Source organism: Candidatus Nitrosopumilus sp. bin_7KS (assembly GCF_054095835.1).
The window spans coordinates 25,663-42,439 of sequence record NZ_JBSWSO010000007.1 but is presented as its reverse complement, the minus strand read 5'-3'; the positions used below and the strand labels follow the sequence as shown (position 1 = coordinate 42,439).

Below are 16,777 nucleotides of genomic sequence, written 5' to 3'. Positions count from 1 at the left end.
CTTTTGCTGTGAATAAAAGAATTTGCCCTTTATTTCGATCACATGTACATGCCAGATATCTCTTCTCTATGTTCTGCATATTTCTGAGATAACTCGCTAAACTCTGAATGGATTCTGTCTTTTTGTTTTTGAAGTTCTGTTGTATCTATCTTCATATCATAAAATCGATTTAATGCTTCAATTAGAGTTACTGCTGCTGCTGAATCTGGTGCCTCTTTGTTTGCTTTTGCCAATAGGGTTAACCCTTGAATTTTTCTAACTAGGCACTCATTTAGTATGCCTCCTGGGATTCCTGTGATGAATCCTTGTGGAATCATACTGATATCCTTATCTGCCATTGTTCTTACTAGATCTTCTTCTGCTGCACAGTATGCTTTATCATCGTGCTCTGTACTTGCAACTCCATCTAAAATTACAATTTCTTTAGAGCCTTTTTCTTCTGCCCAATCTAAAATTGATGATACAAGTGTGAATAGCCCCTGCATCCTTAGTGTAATTTCACAAATAATTGCGCAAACAGTCCCTTCCTTATTTGCATAAAATCGAAAAGGATGACGTAATCTACCTCTCATGAATACAGTTGATGGTGGTAAATATTTTGATCTCATTACTGCAATCTCCTCCATTTTTAATTCTGTGATGATGTGATTAATTGCTACAGGTCCAACTAGACCTGCCCCAACAAATCCTGCAAAAATTATTGGACTCTTTAATTCTATTTTCTTTTTTTCAAAAACTTCAGCTTCTGGAAACTCTTTTTGCACTGCTTACGTCGATTTGTTCTGATTAATTACCTTTGTCAATAAGTAGATTGTATGAGAAAATAAAAAAATAAAGGATTAAGCCACGTAGTTGTTCTTTTGAATAAAGAGCTGCAACATGGTTCGTCCCTTGTCTGTAATTGTATAGATCACATTTGCTCCCACGGCTTCCTTGCTGATAAATTCATAATCTACACATAGGTGTAAATAATTTAGAAATGATTTTTTCATTCTAATTTTTGATTTTGAATACAAATCCGAGAATGTCATAGGGTTTCCTTTTAGTTGGTATAGCAATTTCAATAAAGATAATGTGCTGTAATCTTTCGTTCTTGCTTTTACTGCATCTAAAACTTGCTCATCTCTATGTATGATAAAGTCCTCGAATTGATCTGCCACTTCTAGTGGTACATATGTTAGTCTTGCTCGCATCATACCGTATAGTACGGTACATTACTTTATTAGTCTTTAACTTGATCTTTATTGATCTTCCCAGCTGGTTTTTTTACACCTGATCGTGCCTAGATCTATATAATTTGGAATTAGCTTGAATTGTTTGATTTGTGAAATTATAATGTATCACCTGATTTAAACAACCAAAATTTAAAATCAATTTGTGGAAATTGCAATAAGTGCTATGCTAACTATTGTTGGTTTAGTTATGTTGTGCTTCGGTGGAAACTGGCTAGTAAGTGGGGGTGTAGCAATTGCAAGAAAATTCCATATCAGTAATTTGATAATTGGAATGACAATAGTTGCATATGGTACATCCACTCCTGAACTTGCAGCAAGTATTGCAGCCGCTGGTGAACACAGTGCAATTATTTTGGGAAATATTGTAGGTAGTAACATTGCAAATATTGGTATGGTGATTGGTCTATCTGCAATAATTATTCCGGTTGCTGTAAGCAAATCCGTTTTAAGAAAAGAAATTCCAATCATGCTTGGTGTTTCATTACTTTTAATTTTAATTTCAATTGATGGAGAGATTTCCCAATATGATGGTGTTTTATTACTTGCAGGTTTGGGTGTATTTGCTTATTATACATTCAAGGATGCAATGAAACAAAGAGCAGAAAACAAAGAAGAAATTAAAAAAGAAATTCAACAAGGTGCAAATAATGTTTATCTAAAATCTGCCGGATTAATTGGAATTGGTGTGGTTCTCTTGTATGTTGGTGCGCTATTGACTGTTGACAATGCTGTCATTTTAGCTAAAGAATTTGGATTGTCTGAGAAGATTATAGGATTAACTGTAATTGCCATTGGAACTTCTCTTCCAGAACTAATCACATCAATTATTGCAATTAGAAAAGGTCATGCAGACATTGGTGTTGGAAATATTATTGGGAGTAATATTTACAATATTTTGATGATTATGGGCGTTGGTGCTGCACTTGGAGGTGTAATGGTTGGTGCTGATGTTTATGTTGACTATGCAATTATGATTATTTTCAGTCTATCATTATTGATTGCCTTGAAAACCGGAATCATTGGCAGGACGATGGGAGTTTGTCTTACAATTGGGTATGTTGCATATCTAATAGTCACATTTTTCAAGTAATTTGTGCCTAAATTTGAGCCTAAATGGAATTTACTGCAATATTTTCCGCCTTTAATGAAGGGGTGATTGATGGAAGTGATGCCCATTGGATGACGTTTCTTTGATTATTTCCAATGGCTGAAATATTTTTCAACATGTTTGGAAGATTGTGAATTATTCTAACTGACTTTCCTGGACCTATAATTTCTCCATTCTTAATAATTCTAATTCCACTCCTTGCAGTACATGAAAAATCCCCTCTAATTGGATTCACTGCATATGTGTACCATAATCTTCCTACAAGTAATCCCTTCTTTGTTTCTTTAATCATCTCTTCTTGGGAGTAATCTCCTGAAACTATTTTCAAATTATGTGGAGATGATGTTGGAATTGGCTCAGAACTTCTTCCCATGGGGGAGCCGGGACGTGATGCATTACCTGTTGATTGTTTTCCTTCTTTGTAACTATCAAACAAATTGGAAAACGTATTTTTGAAAATACCTTTTTCTATAAGATTCTGTTTCTGTGTTTTGATCCCCTCATCGTCTACTGATTTTGTTCCAATCCCTTCTGGTATGTGTGGATCATCGATTAAATTGAGTTGTTCCACTGCAATCTCTTTTTCATAACTATTTGAAAAACAACTTTTTTTTTCTCTAAATGTTTTAAAATTAAAATTAGATGTAATAACAAAAGCTAATAATTCTCCTACTGAATATGGTTCAAAAATTATAGAATATGTGTCAGAATTAATTTTCTGTGGGTTTATTGACTCTATACACATGGTCTTTGCATCTTTGCCTATTTGTTGTGGTGAAAAATTTGATAATGTTCTACCACATGCATGCCCTATTCCTGATACTGGCGTTTCTCCATGTTCTGATTCTGCATTAATGATTCCTGAAATGTATGTGGATTTATCCACAAAATCAAGTCCATGGGAATTCATCAATTGATATTTTTCAGATACTATATGGAGTGATCCTGTAATCGTATTCACTTTATCATTATTTGTAGAATTAATCATATTTTGTGCGATATCCGTGCATTCAGTGCCTGAAATCTGATCTAGTTTTGTATCAAATGTTCCATCTAATTGAGTATGATCTGCTTTGTCTGGCAATCCTCTCCAAAATTCCCTTGATTTGAGATTTGATGTTGCTCTCAATGCTTTCAACATTGTTTGTTCTATGTCTTCTTCATTTGTTGTCTGCATGGATGCAATTTTTTTATCATGAATTAGTCTAACCCCATAACTTTCATCAAAATTTTGTTTAATTTCAACAATTTCTGAATCTGTAATTCTGATTGTAGTAATTTTTTTCTTTACTGAGGTAACATCACATTCATCAATCTTTAATTTTTTTGAATGACTAAGTGCCTTTTCTAAGGCTGACAAATTATTGTTTCCTTGGATTTTTGTAATTAAATTTATTTATTTTAATTAATTCTACATATGATCCAAATTGCTTATCTGTAACATTATCTAATTTGTCTTCTATCTCTTCATTACCATCAAATTTTTTCAGAATTTTATAATGTGTGTTTCTTTCAGCTGGAATTCTTCCAATTTCTTTTACCATTCTTCTAATTTCTTTTGGTTTTAATAATTGACCATATTCTGAACCTGCAGATGTTGAAATACTTTCATTGATTAGGGTTCCTCCAAAATCATTTGCTCCCCACATAAGTAATAATTGTGACATTTTTTGTCCTTCTTTTACCCATGACATTTGCAAATTATCGATTGAATTATTTAACATGATTCTTGAAACTGCATGTGTAAGTAAAACGTCATTTCCACTACCTCCTTGTCTTATTCCTTCATGTAATTCATGTTTGTACATTGGTGCCTCTGTATGTATGAAATTTAGTGGGACGAATTCTGTAAATCCTCCTGTTTCTTTTTGAATTTCTCTTAACCTTACGATGTGTTTTACCCTGTCTTCAAATGATTCCACATGTCCAAACATCATAGTTGAGGTTGTATTGATTCCCATTTTATGGGCACTTTTGATAACTGTCTCCCAATCTTCAACACTGATTCTGCCTGGAGAAATCTTGTCTCTTAATTTTTGATCAAGAATTTCAGCTGATGTGCCAGGAAGTGTATTTACCCCTGCTTCCTTCATTCTTTTTAAAAATTCTTCAATTGACACATTTGAGCGAGTTGCTCCGTAGAGAATTTCTTCAGGGGAAAATCCGTGAATGTGGATATCTGGAATCTCTTTTTTAATATCCCTGCAAATTTTTTCATACAAATCACCCTCCATATCTGGTGGCAACCCTGCCTGAATGCAAACTTCGGTTGCTCCTAACTGATATGCTTCTTTCGCTCTTCGTACAATCTCTTCATTTGGAAGAAAATATCCTTCCTCTTCTCTGAAATCTCTACTAAATGCACAAAAACCACATTGTTTGATACAGACATTTGTAAAATTGATATTTCTATTTACTACATATGATACTATATCTCCGACTCGTCTCTTTCTTAATTCGTCTGCAACGAGACCTACTAAATGAAAATCGATTCCTTGCACTTTGAATAATTCTAATCCGTCATCTGCAGAAATTTCTTTTTCAGATAATGCATTGTTTAGAATTTCGGCTACTATGGGATCGGCATTTCTAAAAAGTGAATCTATGTTAGTGATCATCTCCAATATTCCTCTTTTACGAATCCTTCCTCATCTTCAATAATTGATATCTTGTCTCTTAACTCTTTACTAATGAAAGAAAAATATTCTGGGTATATTGGGAATCTGCATTTTAAATCAAAGCCTGCTTTTTTTGAATAATCATCTACTTTGTCGATCTCTGGCCAAGAAAATTCAGGATTTACAAAGTCTGGGGTAAGTGGAGATATTCCGCCCCAGTCATTTATTCCAACTGATAAGAAACTCTGATATGATTTTGGAGATAGATTTGGTGGAATCTGTATATTCATTTGTGGCATGATAATCCTTGATAATGCAACAACCAGTTTGAAGTATTTTTCATCAGCTGATGGTTCATTTTTCATTCTAGTATCTGGTTTTGGTTGAAAGTTTTGTAAAATAACTTCTTGAATATTCCCATGTTTGTCGTTAAGTTGTTTAATTGCAAACAATGAATCAATAATTTCATCTATTGTTTCTCCTATGCCTACTAGAATACCTGTAGTCATTGGAATACCTAGTTTTCCAGAATTTTCTAAAATTTCTAATCTTGCTTTTGGTCTTTTACTTGCTGCCAAATGATGTGGCATTCCTTTTTCTGTTAATCGCTCACTGACATTTTCTAGCATTACTCCCATTGATACATTAGTTTTTTTCAATTCTTTCATCTCTTCATAATTTAGATTCCCTGCATTTGTATGTGGGAGCATTCCCATTTCTAACGCCAATTCTGACGAATGAATCAGATATTCTACAGTAGATTTGAACCCGTTTTCTTTTAACCAATCTCGAGCTTCTTGATATCTTTGTTCTGGTTGTTCCCCTGTAACAAAAAGCGCTTCCACACATCTGTATTTTTTTGCAAGTGTTAATAATTCAGTTATCTGTTGTTTTGACATTAACGAAAGTTTTGCTTCTCCAGGTTCAGATTTGTAAGTACAATACGAACAAGTATCTTTGCATAAATTTACGATATTGAAAAATGCTTTTTTTGAAAATGTTACAGTATTCTTTTTGAATTTTTTTCTTAAATTTTGTGAGACTTGATACAAGTCATTTGGATTTTTTGTTGCCTTTTGATATATTTCAATTATGTCTTGACGGGAGACTGGTTTATTCTCTAAAATGTGGTTTAAACTCTCTGAATCAAAGACAAGATTGTTCAACAGAAGAATTTCTTGTTAGGAAGTATTTATGCTTGTATTGATTTAATTTCCATTTGGTCTTTCATCTAGTAGTATTGTGACATTTGTAGTCCTTCCATCTCTTAGAATTTCTAATACCATTTCATCTCCTACTGTCTTTGCTCTTTGCAAATGAACCAAAATATCATCAATTTTTCTGACTTCTTTTCCATCTACTGCTAAAATAATATCTCCTCCTAATGGATAGTTGAATCCGTCAACTTCGATGGTTTTTTCTGAACCAATCAATCCGGCACGAAATGCTGGACTATCTTCTACCACTGTAATTACTAAGAATCCTACTGCCTCTTTTACATTCAAAACATTTGCCATGTCTGGATCAATATCTCTGCCTGAAATTCCAATCCATGGGTGTTTGTATTCTCCATCTTCAATTAATGTTGGAACAATTTTTGCAACTGTCTGTGATGGGATTGAAAATCCAACTCCTGTAAATTCCCCGGTTGTTGATTGTATTGCAGTGTTAATTCCAACTATCTCTCCACGCATGTTAAGTAGTGGTCCTCCTGAATTTCCTGGATTGATTGCAGCATCTGTTTGAATTACATCTGGGATTTGATAGTTTGATTCAGTTGGAAGTAATCTACCTAATTGACTAATAATTCCTGAAGTCATAGATCCTGATAATCCAAATGGATTACCAATTGCAGCAATCTGTTCTCCAACTTTGAGATTGGATGAATCCCCAATAGATAATGGATGCAAAAGGGCTAAATCTGCATTAACTTTGATGATGGCAATGTCTGTGTATGTATCAATTCCAATAATATCCGCATTGTATGATCTACCATCCAGAAATGTAACTACTACTTTGTTTGCATCTTTTACAACATGTGCATTTGTTATGATGTGCCCTTTTTTGTCAAAAACAAAACCTGAACCTACACCTCCTTTCACTTCTTCGGATTCTCCTCTTTGAACATTAACTCTAACTACTCCTGGTTCTGATTTTTCAAAAATTTCAATCAATGATAACTTCTTGGAAACCAGTGGGGATGCTTCAGCAACTAAGTTTACATTATCATTTTTGATATCTGGTTTCACTAATTCTGGTGGTGAGATAAACAGTACTGCAACAATAACTAATGTCATTACTGCTCCTATTGCCCCACCTACAAATACTCCTGATTTGTCCATGAGATTTTCTATTCTTTACTTTCTATCTAAAAGGCTTGCTATACACTGATTGAACTTTGAGAATGATCTTTCATTGAATAACTTCTACCTCTCCACGTTACCGCGGATGTTCTTTTAGCTTGTAGCAACCCACTCAAAAATCCTAAGACTACTACCAAACTCCCTACTGGTGCAAATATCGCATATGCTAATTTTAATTTTAAACCTATTTTCACTTCGATAATTGCTCCAGTGTAAATCAGAATTGAAGCTATTGCAGATGTAATGCAAAGTATTTTTGCAGATGTTGACTCTATGGGGAACGTAGATGAAATTACAAATGTTGGAAATGGGATAAATAACAAAAATACTATTGCGAAAAATATCCCTATTGCAATTTTTCCACTCTGAAGATAGAGTGGCACCATTAGTCTCTTTAGTGCATTCCATAATGTGCCCTTATCTCGTGCCCAAATAGCTTCGATGAGATGTTCTCCACGAACCATTTTCATTTTATACCCTGCCTCCTTTACTTTTTTCCCTAGTGCGCCATCCTCAATAATTTCCTGCTTGACTCCTTCATGAGTACCTACTTCTTGATATGTTGTATTTTTAAGAATAAAGAAGCTACCAAAAAAATAACCTGTCTTTTTTTCTGGATTGTTTACATTTAATGCTGAAAATCTAGTATGCAAGAATGTTGAAATCATTGGTAGTGTGATGTTTGTCCAAAAATCAAATGTTAACATTTTTGGTATTGCTGATAATGCATCTAAACCAAATGAATTCAAATGAGTTACTGCAAGTGTAATGACATTTTTTGCATGTTTTGTATCTGCATCAGTAAAAAGTAATAATTCACCAGTTGCTTTTTTGTAACCTTCCATACATGCCCAGTTCTTCCCCATCCATCCATCTGGTTTTGGTCTTGCAGACACTGAAATTATTTTTGGATATTTTTTTGCATATTCTGAAATTATTTCTCCAGTTTTATCCTCTGACGAATCATCAATTACAATTATTTCAACATTCTCATAATCTTGTTTAACTAGTGAATCTAGGCATTTTCCAATAAATTCTTCTTCGTTTCTTGCTGGTAAAATTATTGAAACTTTGGGATTTGTTTTAGATGTATTTTCAAATTTATCTAAATATGGTGTTAATCTAAATGAATCCAGCATTGATTTGATAAGAAAAATCCATGCACCACAAATTCCAATAAGAATTGCAGTAAATGTATAATTGAAAATATCTAAGATTAAATCCATGAAACCTATCTCTCGATTTCTTCTTTGATACTTCGCATGGCCTGCTCTGTACCACTTTTGATGTGTTTTTTAATCATGCCTGTAAACATGCCCATCATTCCTGTTAGTTTGATGTCCCAATATGTTGAAAGTATTGTTTTTTCACCTTTAGCAGATAATGATACTATTTTTTCACCATCGATTATTCCTTTGATAAATCGTGCTTCAATTTTCTCTTTTGGGTAAATTTTTACTTCTTGTAAGCATTTTTGATCTCTAAAAGCAATTGTAACTTCTCTATTAGTGATGTTTCCCTCTTTTGAAATATTTCTAACTTCTTTTGTGCCCTTCCAAAACTTTGGTTCATTATCTATGTCTGAAACAATGTCCCATACTTTGTCTATTGAAGCATTGATTTCCACTTCAACTTGGATTGTAGCCATAGAATGAAATCCTCTCTTCCGCATTAAATATATTAGATTCTTACAACGTTTCAAATAGACTGTGATCGGTAACATGCCTAAAATCCGGAACATTAACTCCAGTTCCAATGGCGTTTGCCATTCTTCGGTCACAGTCCCTTAAAATTTGAAAAAAATGAAACCAACAAAATACATGCCAAAAATTGAAACTTTAGATGGTGCAGGTTTTTGGAAAAATGCATATGCTCATCAACGAGGAAAATTATTAAAAAAAGTCAATGTTCCTGAAGATCAAATTGTTGAACTAGTTAACAAAAAGTACATGGAAATTCCAGCAGCATTAAGATATGAGATTGAAACAAGTGGGATTAACAAAAAAGATTTACAATGAGATTCGAAATTCATTTTAACAGGGGAAATTAGGTTTTATCATGTCTACAATAACTTATGATGATTTTGCAAAGTTGGACATTCGTGTTGCTAAAATAATTGCGACTGAACCAATTGAGGGTAAATCTAGGATTATCAAAGGTAGGATTGATTTGGGTAATGATGATCAGCGTGATGTAATAATTGGAGGTGCACAGTATTATCAACCCGAAGATATAGTTGGAAAAACTGTTATTGTAATTGCAAATCTTGAACCAAAAAAAATGGCAGGAGTTGAATCAAATGCAATGTTGTTGGCAGCTGATGTGGATGACAAACCTTTCTGGTTAACTGTAACAGAAGATGTTCCTTTAGGAAGTCCGATTAAATAATTTAGATTAAAAATTATTTTTTAAATTAAAATAAATGAAAATTAGTTTTTGATTTATGAAATTAATCATAAATCATTAATTCTTTCTCTTCAAGTAATGCGTGTAAATTGTTTACAGAACGATACACGTCTTCTTCATGTTTAGCTCCTGTGCAGACAAGTTTTCCTGATGAGAATAACAAAATGACTGTCTTTGGGTCCACCATTCTATGAATTAATCCTGGAAATTGTTCAGGTTCATACATACTTCGTGGTAATGTTCTTGCAGCTTGTTCCAAATGGATTTTCCCACCTAAATTGATGGATGCGACAATATTTTGAATTGTCACCACTGCATTTTTTTTGACCTTGATTCCTCCTTTTCGAAGATCTTGCACTACTGTTTTTACTGCTTTTTTTGCCAATTCTTCGGATTTTGAACCCGTGCACACCATTTTACCTGAAGTGAAAATCAATGTTGCAGTTTTAGGAGTTTTTAATCTGAATACTAGTCCTGGAAATGAGTCTGGATGATATTCTACATCTGGAAATTTTCTAGTAATATCATTCAAGTCCATTTTTTGCATTACATCTGCTGAAGCTACAACGTTTTCTACACTTACCATGGGTTTTGTTTGCGGCATATTCGGCTTTTTTTGTCTTTAAACTACAATAAAAGCACTCGCCATTATTCTGCCTAAAAAACACATTTTTTCATTTTCAGATGTGCTGTGCTATTTGAAATTAGGACGAATGCTTTAATTTGGTTCTGAAAAATATTGATTCTAGTGAATTTTACAAATTTTGATTTAGATCAATTGTTTTCGATGGGTGATGATTCAAACCCATTGATGATGATTGTCTGGATTCTTCCGATAATTCTTTTCGTATTTTATGGGCAACAAATACAACTTTTTGTTACCTCTAGAGAAATTAAAAAAGGACTAAAAAAATTAGATAATTTCAGAGATGAATCTAGAACTGAATTAATTAATTATCTTAAAAATAATTTAAAAGTCAAAAATGATCCTGTGGAAAGAATTGATAAATTTTTAGAATATTTTACAATCATGCCAGTTGATATGGATCCTAATGGAATCGTTGACAAAGTCCATCACACAGTTAGGTCTAGAGAAGATTACACAAGAGCCCATGTGAAATCTCTTTCCCCTGAAATGAGTGATATTGAATTAAGTAAAATCCAAACCTTACTTGAAATTTCATCCTCATTACAAATGATTTACAAAATCGTTAATCACATGTTCTTGACTGCTAAAAAACAAAATAATTATCCTCTAATTTTACCTCTCCAAATGCTTCTACCCTTCATAATGGAGCAAGCAGAGGCTATGAGGGAAGCAATTCCTGCATTCAAATCTGATCAGCCTGTTGGTGATGGAATTGGTCCGATGGTTGTTGGAAAAATGATGTTAGAACATGAAAAAGAAACTGTTGCATTTCAAACATCTCTTTCAAAAATTAACTTTGAAGATAGAAAGTTGTTTCTTTTAAAAGCTGAAGGCCCTGCCTCTACAGTTGGCAGACCTGCAGACGGATTAGAAAAAATTATGTCTGAAAATAAAATTGATGTAATAATTATGATTGATGCTGCATTGAAAATGGAGGGTGAAGATTCTGCATCTATTGCTCAAGGTTTCGGTGCTGCTATTGGAGGAATTGGAACAGAAAGATTCCAAATTGAAGCAGTTGCAACAACAAATAATGTTCCAATATTTTCTATCATAGTCAAACAATCAGTTAAAGAAGCTATCACTTTGATGACTAAAGAAATTGCTGATACTGCAGAAATTGTTCGATTACAAGTAAATGAAATGATTATTGAAAATACTAAACCTGGTCAATCTGTTGTGATAATTGGAGTTGGAAATACATCTGGAGTTCCACAATGATTTTCTCCAAGAAAAAAATTACAACTGAATATACTGTAGAGCAATGTACTAAATGTGGCACTTTGACTAAAAGGAAATTCAATCATGGTGATATCTTGTTTACTAAACTCTCAAAATGCACCTCTTGTGATGGACACACTAGAATTGAGAAAATTTTTGGTGAAACAGTAGAACAATAATTTTTAGATTACTCTGTTTTGTATTTTACATTACATGAAGGACAAAACCACATTGTCGCTTCTCCTTGTTCTCTAAACATAAATCTGCCACATTTTGGACATGCTCTGACTTCTTCACTCATATTTTCATGATTTTTTTATTCAGCCTTTGTAGTTACTGTAACTCCATTCTCATTAGGAATGAATGTATGTTCTGCTTGTGCTACTCTTTGTTCATTAACTTCAATCAGTATGGGGTATGCTTGAACTGCTTTTTTCTTTATCAAAAAGTCTAATAGTTCACGTGCTTCCTTTTCTTCCCATTCTTTTGTTAGCCATCTTAGGGCAAATGGCAACATGTTGCAATTCTCCCAAATGAAGTCAAGTAGTTTGTCTGCTTCAGCATTTTTGGTTTTCTTTCTTGAATTTAATGCAAAAATATTTTTTATATTGCCATTTCTAACAAATCCGCCTGCTTGCTCTGTTGTCACAAATGGTTCACACGCATAAGCCGTATTTCCTGAAAGTGAAAATCCTCCAATTGACCAAATATTTGGAATTGATTTACCTGCATGTATTGTATATTGATCTAATGAGTGTCCACTAAGATTTGCAATTGGTTTGAACCCCATTTTTTTAATTGTTGTTTCAATGGTTCGTCCAATGTCACTTGCCTTTACTCCTGTTTTTATCATTGACATTGCATTTCCTAATGCTTCTTCAGCAGCTTGAACTAATCCGTCAAATTGTGCATCATAACAAACAGTTACTGCTGTATCTGCAATGTATCCATCAATTTGTGCACCAAGATCAATTTTTACCAAATCGGTATCTTTGATAGTAATTGGATCATTTGGTTCTGCAGTATAGTGAGCTGCAATTTCATTAATACTTGCATTTACCGGAAATGCACATTTGGCACCTCTTTTTTTAATTTCATTTTCTACTTCTTCACAAATTTCAAAAACTGTTTTACCTATCCAGTCTTTTACTCGTACTATTTCTCTTACTTCAGCTGCAATTTTACCTGCCTTGATGTATTGCTCTGCTTGCACGATATCGATCCTGAATTTGCCTTTAAAATGATTATCTGTGAAGCTTAAATTGGGCGATTTTCTGGTTTTACTGGGATCGTGGTCTAGCTTGGTATGATTCTGCGTTTGGGACGCAGAGGTCGCGAATTCAAATTTCGCCGATCCCACCATCATCATCTTATTAACAAATCACGTTCATATCCAATTGCCGAGCAATGAGGAAGAGTTAGAGTATTGATTTAAAATGAATTAAACTAATTGAGTCTGAGCTCCGGCACGTTTTTATCAATTCTTGGGTTTTTTGTTTTTATGAAATTTGAGCGACGTGATATAGTTTTGATTATTGGAGTTTTTCTTATTGTTCTTGGTATTACTCAATACATACCATTTCATTATTCTGTCTTGATAGGGATTGGGTTTTATTTTACAATCAAAATGTATGTTGAAAAGAGACGAAAATCCATTCAAAGTAGTATTGGAGGTGGAATTTGTATGGAATGTGGCTCAAAACTTATTCAAACAAAATGTCCTAATTGTGACTATTCTAAAGAATAACTCATACGCATGCCTTAAAACCAAAAAATCATGTTAATTTTTGATGACATTGATATATCTGACTTTAACAACAAGCTCAACTTTTCCTCAATCCCATTCTAAAATGAGTCTTTTAGGCAACAAAATTAGGAATTAATAATGAATCGAAATATACCTCTAGTATTTTCTATACTTCTTTTTGCCGGAATTCTTGTTCCCGCGTATGCTCAGACTGCTGATCATGTTGTAATTAACGAAGTCGACATTAATCCCCCTGGCGATGACTCTAAATCCGTATCTGAATGGGTAGAATTGCATAACCCTACTGATGCTAATGTTGATTTGAGTGGATGGAGTGTGGCATCAACTACGATACTTAAAAAAACAATGACAATTCCATCTGGAACTGTAATTAAACCAGGACAATTTCTAACTTATTCTTATCAAAGTCTTTGGTTTACTGATGTCAGTGAATCAATTGAACTTAGAGATAAAAATAACATTGTAATTGACAAGACTCCTGCAATTACTGATCTCAAAAATGATTTTACTTCTTGGCAGAGAATCTATGATGGATTTGATACTGATAATCTTAGTGATTGGAAATTTGTTACCTCTACTGCAGGTTCATCAAATGGAAAATTAATTCAAACACAAACTGCTGATGGAGTTAATGTCTCTGTTTCATCCAATAAATCGTTTTATACATTTGGCGAAGTGGCAGTACTTTCTGGAAGTGTTTCTGAAGAAGTATTTGTTGTAAAACCTTTCTTTAAACCAGAACAAATTGTAGTTACTATCTCTGGACCTAATTTTGATAAAACCATAAATCTTTATCCTGATCTTAATTTGAATTACAAAACTACTCTTAGTTTACATCAGGTTTTGGGAATTTACGGTGGAAATTATAATGTGTCTGTAAGTTATGGTGGTGCAACTGAAACTACTAATTTCACAGTTGGATATGAAACAATTGAAAAAGAAATCAAGCAGGATGCAGAACTAAGTATTTCCACAGACAAATCACAATATATCCCAGGACAGACAGTTCGCATTACAGGATTTGCTGATGAGATAATTCCTTTTGAGGGAATGAAATTTACTGTGACTGATTTTAATGGAAAACTCATCTATAATGGAAATCTCTTTCCAACAAACGGTAAATTCTTGACTAATGTTTTTGTCACGACTGTCAATCCTAGTTATGGAACATATACTATCAATGCCGAATATTTTGATAAATCTGCATCTACCTCGTACGAGGTTGTAAAAGACATTAAAGAAGATGTACCTATCTCTTTGTGGTCTGACAAAAAAGCATATGGTTTGGGTGATGTTGTAAAAATCTCTGGTAGGGTAAACAAAGTTTTTGTTAGTACATTAGATTTAGAAATTGTTCAAACCAAACAAACCTCGATATTGAGTTCATCTTCAGGTGGTTCATCTGGATTTAAAATTTTAGATGCTGTAACTCTCAAAGGTGATGGTTCCTTTGATTATTCTTTTACTATCCCAAATAATTCTCTTAGATTGGGTGATTATAAAATTTCTGTATCTAAAGACATTGGAACTGCAAAAATTATAATTCCTGTTGTATCTGATCCTGAAAATTATGTTGTTTCTGACAAGTCCTTGACAGTTGAAATGGATAAGGACATCTACGAATTTGGTAACTCTATGATGATTAGTGGTTTTGTAAAGGATCCATATAGTAACACCAGCTATACTACTGGTACCGGAGTAAAGGTTTCAATTTCTCATGAAGATGGAACTCCTTTGACTATTGCATCTTTGTCAAAAAAGAATCCTGCTGATATAGGATATTCTTTTACTGCAATCCCTGAAACTTCTGGAAGATACTCTTTGCAAATTGATGTGAGTAAAAACATCTTTACTAAAGGTAACTATCTTGTAAAATCTCAATATTCTGGTCATACTGCAGTTAATTCATTCTCCATTGAGGATCCTCTTGATTTGAAAGGAGGACCTGTAATTACACTTGATAAGGAAGTATATGGATTGGGGGAGACTGTTTATCTTAATGGCATTGCTCCGTTAACCGGTGCTAATTCAGCTGAGATTTCACTTACAAAACCTGATGGAAGTGTTCGAAATTCTGGTGCAACTATTGACAACCAACGTTTCTCATGGTCTTGGGTTACTCCGATAAGTGAGAAACCTGCAAACTTAAAGATTGATGCTGCTGAAAGAGATGTACAAAAATCTAATTTTGGAGTATACAAAATTAAGGTTTCAATTGGATCCAATAATCTAGATCTTTTCTTCAAAGTTTCTGCAGATCCTGAAAATGATTCCTTGGATAAAACACCTCTCTTTCTATCCACTGAAAAATCATTGTACAAAGCTGGTGAAAAATTAAAAGTGATTGGAAATGTAATTAAACGTCAACAAGGTTCTGAAGGCCTTGTAGTTCCTGAAAGAGTTACTATCAAAGTACTTGATGGCAAATTCCCATTTAAACAAATCCATGAATCTTCTGTTTATCCAAACCAAGGTGGTGACTTTTCAAGTCTCTTTGAATTACCAGCTACAATATTTAGTGAAGGCCTCTATTCTGTAAAAGCATCTTATTCTAAGGCTTCTGCAAAGTCTGAATTTAGTGTCACAAATGATTTCATTTTTGGCATAGATGCTGATTTGACTCTTTTAATAACAACTGACAAATCTGAATACCACCCTGGAGATGTTGTTTCAATTAGTGGAAAACCAAACAAGCTAATCTATCTTGAAGGATTTGATGTAAGTGTAATTAAAAAATCTGGAACTGAAATTACTTGTGGCTCATTTATTTGTGGACAAAATACGGGATCTGTAACTAAAATTCGTCCTAGCCCTTCTGGATCTTTCACTCATCAGTTTGTAGTTCCTGATAAATCAACATCAATTGGGACATACGAAGTAACAGTTGATGCTGATTTTGAAAAGAAATCTGTCAAATTCAATGTTGTTGAAAAACCATTAATTGAAAAATCAAACACTGTAATTGAGAAAGAAAATAGAATATCTGAGAAGGTAATTTCAATTACTACTGAAGATAAGATTTCCGATGATGTAGTCATTTTCCCTAGAGTAGTTTCAGGCTCTCTGATTACTCCATCTGGAGGGGATGAATTAAATGTAAATCTTAAAGTATCTACTGCTTCTGGCATGTGTATTATTGGACCTGATGCTGATTGTTTGGTAAAAGAATCTACTAGAAAACAAGGCCAAATCTATGATGTAGTAGAAGTTGACGGTGTTATTCTTAATGTTAGGTATAGTGGTCCTGATGTACGTTTAGAAAAATTTAGTATTTTGCCTGAATCCTCTGAAGCATTTCTACCTGATACAAATTGGAATGTTGAGGTACTAAAAGATGAACAAGTTTCAAGATTTTACTATAAAGTAACTTACAAAACACTAGAGTAAATTCAAAATACTCTCAATCTTA

Annotated in this window: 17 protein-coding genes and 1 tRNA gene; 8 read left to right on the top strand and 10 right to left on the bottom strand. The window is 33.5% G+C overall.

The window, feature by feature from the left end:
* Positions 1-38: 38 nt before the first annotated feature.
* Positions 39-764 (bottom strand): proteasome assembly chaperone family protein, encoded by a 726-nt coding sequence (locus ACW9W4_RS08935; protein ID WP_457762115.1) that lies wholly within the window; start codon positions 762-764, stop codon positions 39-41.
* A 75-nt stretch (positions 765-839) separates the two neighbouring features.
* Positions 840-1,196: a helix-turn-helix domain-containing protein gene (locus ACW9W4_RS08930; protein ID WP_179362125.1), complete on the bottom strand. Its 357-nt coding sequence runs from the start codon at positions 1,194-1,196 to the stop codon at positions 840-842.
* Between the two features lie 181 nt (positions 1,197-1,377).
* Between ACW9W4_RS08930 and ACW9W4_RS08925 the strand changes: the two genes are divergently transcribed.
* Positions 1,378-2,325: a calcium/sodium antiporter gene (locus ACW9W4_RS08925; RefSeq protein WP_457762114.1), complete on the top strand. Its 948-nt coding sequence runs from the start codon at positions 1,378-1,380 to the stop codon at positions 2,323-2,325.
* 19 nt (positions 2,326-2,344) lie between these two features.
* Here the strand turns inward: ACW9W4_RS08925 and ACW9W4_RS08920 are convergent, their stop codons facing one another.
* The 6 genes from ACW9W4_RS08920 to ACW9W4_RS08895 are packed head-to-tail and all read right to left on the bottom strand — an operon-like array spanning position 2,345 to position 8,972.
* Complete coding sequence (locus ACW9W4_RS08920; protein WP_457762113.1) at positions 2,345-3,703, bottom strand: TldD/PmbA family protein; 1,359 nt, start codon at positions 3,701-3,703, stop codon at positions 2,345-2,347.
* A gap of 1 nt (position 3,704) precedes the next feature.
* Positions 3,705-4,961 carry a 5-amino-6-(D-ribitylamino)uracil--L-tyrosine 4-hydroxyphenyl transferase CofH gene (gene cofH / locus ACW9W4_RS08915; RefSeq protein ID WP_457762112.1) on the bottom strand — a complete coding sequence of 419 codons (1,257 nt, stop codon included), beginning with the start codon at positions 4,959-4,961 and terminating at the stop codon, positions 3,705-3,707.
* Positions 4,958-6,127, bottom strand: a complete 1,170-nt coding sequence (gene cofG, locus ACW9W4_RS08910) for a 7,8-didemethyl-8-hydroxy-5-deazariboflavin synthase subunit CofG (RefSeq protein ID WP_457762111.1) — start codon at positions 6,125-6,127, stop codon at positions 4,958-4,960. Before cofG ends, cofH begins: the two co-directional genes overlap by 4 nt.
* Before the next feature lie 42 nt (positions 6,128-6,169).
* The gene (locus ACW9W4_RS08905) at positions 6,170-7,303 is read right to left on the bottom strand and encodes a S1C family serine protease (RefSeq protein ID WP_457762110.1); all 1,134 of its coding nucleotides are present in this window, start codon (positions 7,301-7,303) and stop codon (positions 6,170-6,172) included.
* Positions 7,304-7,341: 38 nt separating this feature from the next.
* A complete protein-coding gene (locus ACW9W4_RS08900) occupies positions 7,342-8,550 on the bottom strand; it encodes a glycosyltransferase (protein WP_457762109.1) in 1,209 nt (402 codons plus the stop codon).
* Positions 8,551-8,555: 5 nt separating this feature from the next.
* A complete protein-coding gene (locus tag ACW9W4_RS08895; protein ID WP_457762108.1) occupies positions 8,556-8,972 on the bottom strand; it encodes a type II toxin-antitoxin system RatA family toxin in 417 nt (138 codons plus the stop codon).
* A 154-nt stretch (positions 8,973-9,126) separates the two neighbouring features.
* Here ACW9W4_RS08895 and ACW9W4_RS08890 point away from each other — a divergent pair, with 154 nt between their 5' ends.
* Together ACW9W4_RS08890 and ACW9W4_RS08885 are read left to right on the top strand one after the other, a co-directional pair.
* The gene (locus ACW9W4_RS08890; protein ID WP_014964802.1) at positions 9,127-9,342 is read left to right on the top strand and encodes a hypothetical protein; all 216 of its coding nucleotides are present in this window, start codon (positions 9,127-9,129) and stop codon (positions 9,340-9,342) included.
* A gap of 40 nt (positions 9,343-9,382) precedes the next feature.
* Positions 9,383-9,712, top strand: a complete 330-nt coding sequence (locus tag ACW9W4_RS08885; protein WP_457762107.1) for a tRNA-binding protein — start codon at positions 9,383-9,385, stop codon at positions 9,710-9,712.
* Positions 9,713-9,773: 61 nt separating this feature from the next.
* On the opposite strand, the gene ACW9W4_RS08880 is transcribed toward ACW9W4_RS08885, so the two are convergent.
* Positions 9,774-10,334 carry a TATA-box-binding protein gene (locus ACW9W4_RS08880; protein WP_179362116.1) on the bottom strand — a complete coding sequence of 187 codons (561 nt, stop codon included), beginning with the start codon at positions 10,332-10,334 and terminating at the stop codon, positions 9,774-9,776.
* Positions 10,335-10,478: 144 nt separating this feature from the next.
* On the opposite strand from ACW9W4_RS08880, the gene ACW9W4_RS08875 reads away from it, so the two are divergent.
* Positions 10,479-11,600: a DUF1512 domain-containing protein gene (locus tag ACW9W4_RS08875; RefSeq protein WP_457762106.1), complete on the top strand. Its 1,122-nt coding sequence runs from the start codon at positions 10,479-10,481 to the stop codon at positions 11,598-11,600.
* The gene (locus ACW9W4_RS08870) at positions 11,597-11,779 is read left to right on the top strand and encodes a hypothetical protein (protein WP_457762105.1); all 183 of its coding nucleotides are present in this window, start codon (positions 11,597-11,599) and stop codon (positions 11,777-11,779) included. The genes ACW9W4_RS08875 and ACW9W4_RS08870 overlap by 4 nt, the downstream gene beginning before the upstream one ends.
* Positions 11,780-11,916: 137 nt before the next feature.
* Here the strand turns inward: ACW9W4_RS08870 and map are convergent, their stop codons facing one another.
* On the bottom strand, positions 11,917-12,813 hold the full coding sequence (gene map, locus ACW9W4_RS08865) for a type II methionyl aminopeptidase (protein ID WP_457762104.1): 897 nt from the start codon (positions 12,811-12,813) through the stop codon (positions 11,917-11,919).
* 72 nt (positions 12,814-12,885) lie between these two features.
* On the opposite strand from map, the gene ACW9W4_RS08860 reads away from it, so the two are divergent.
* The 3 genes from ACW9W4_RS08860 (at position 12,886) to ACW9W4_RS08850 (ending at position 16,755) form a co-directional block, all read left to right on the top strand.
* Positions 12,886-12,962: transfer RNA gene (locus tag ACW9W4_RS08860), tRNA-Pro, on the top strand.
* A gap of 139 nt (positions 12,963-13,101) precedes the next feature.
* Entirely contained in the window at positions 13,102-13,347 is a 246-nt protein-coding gene (locus tag ACW9W4_RS08855; RefSeq protein ID WP_457762103.1) for a hypothetical protein, read from the top strand.
* Positions 13,348-13,485: 138 nt separating this feature from the next.
* Positions 13,486-16,755: a lamin tail domain-containing protein gene (locus tag ACW9W4_RS08850; protein WP_457762102.1), complete on the top strand. Its 3,270-nt coding sequence runs from the start codon at positions 13,486-13,488 to the stop codon at positions 16,753-16,755.
* The last annotated feature ends 22 nt before the right edge of the window (positions 16,756-16,777 follow it).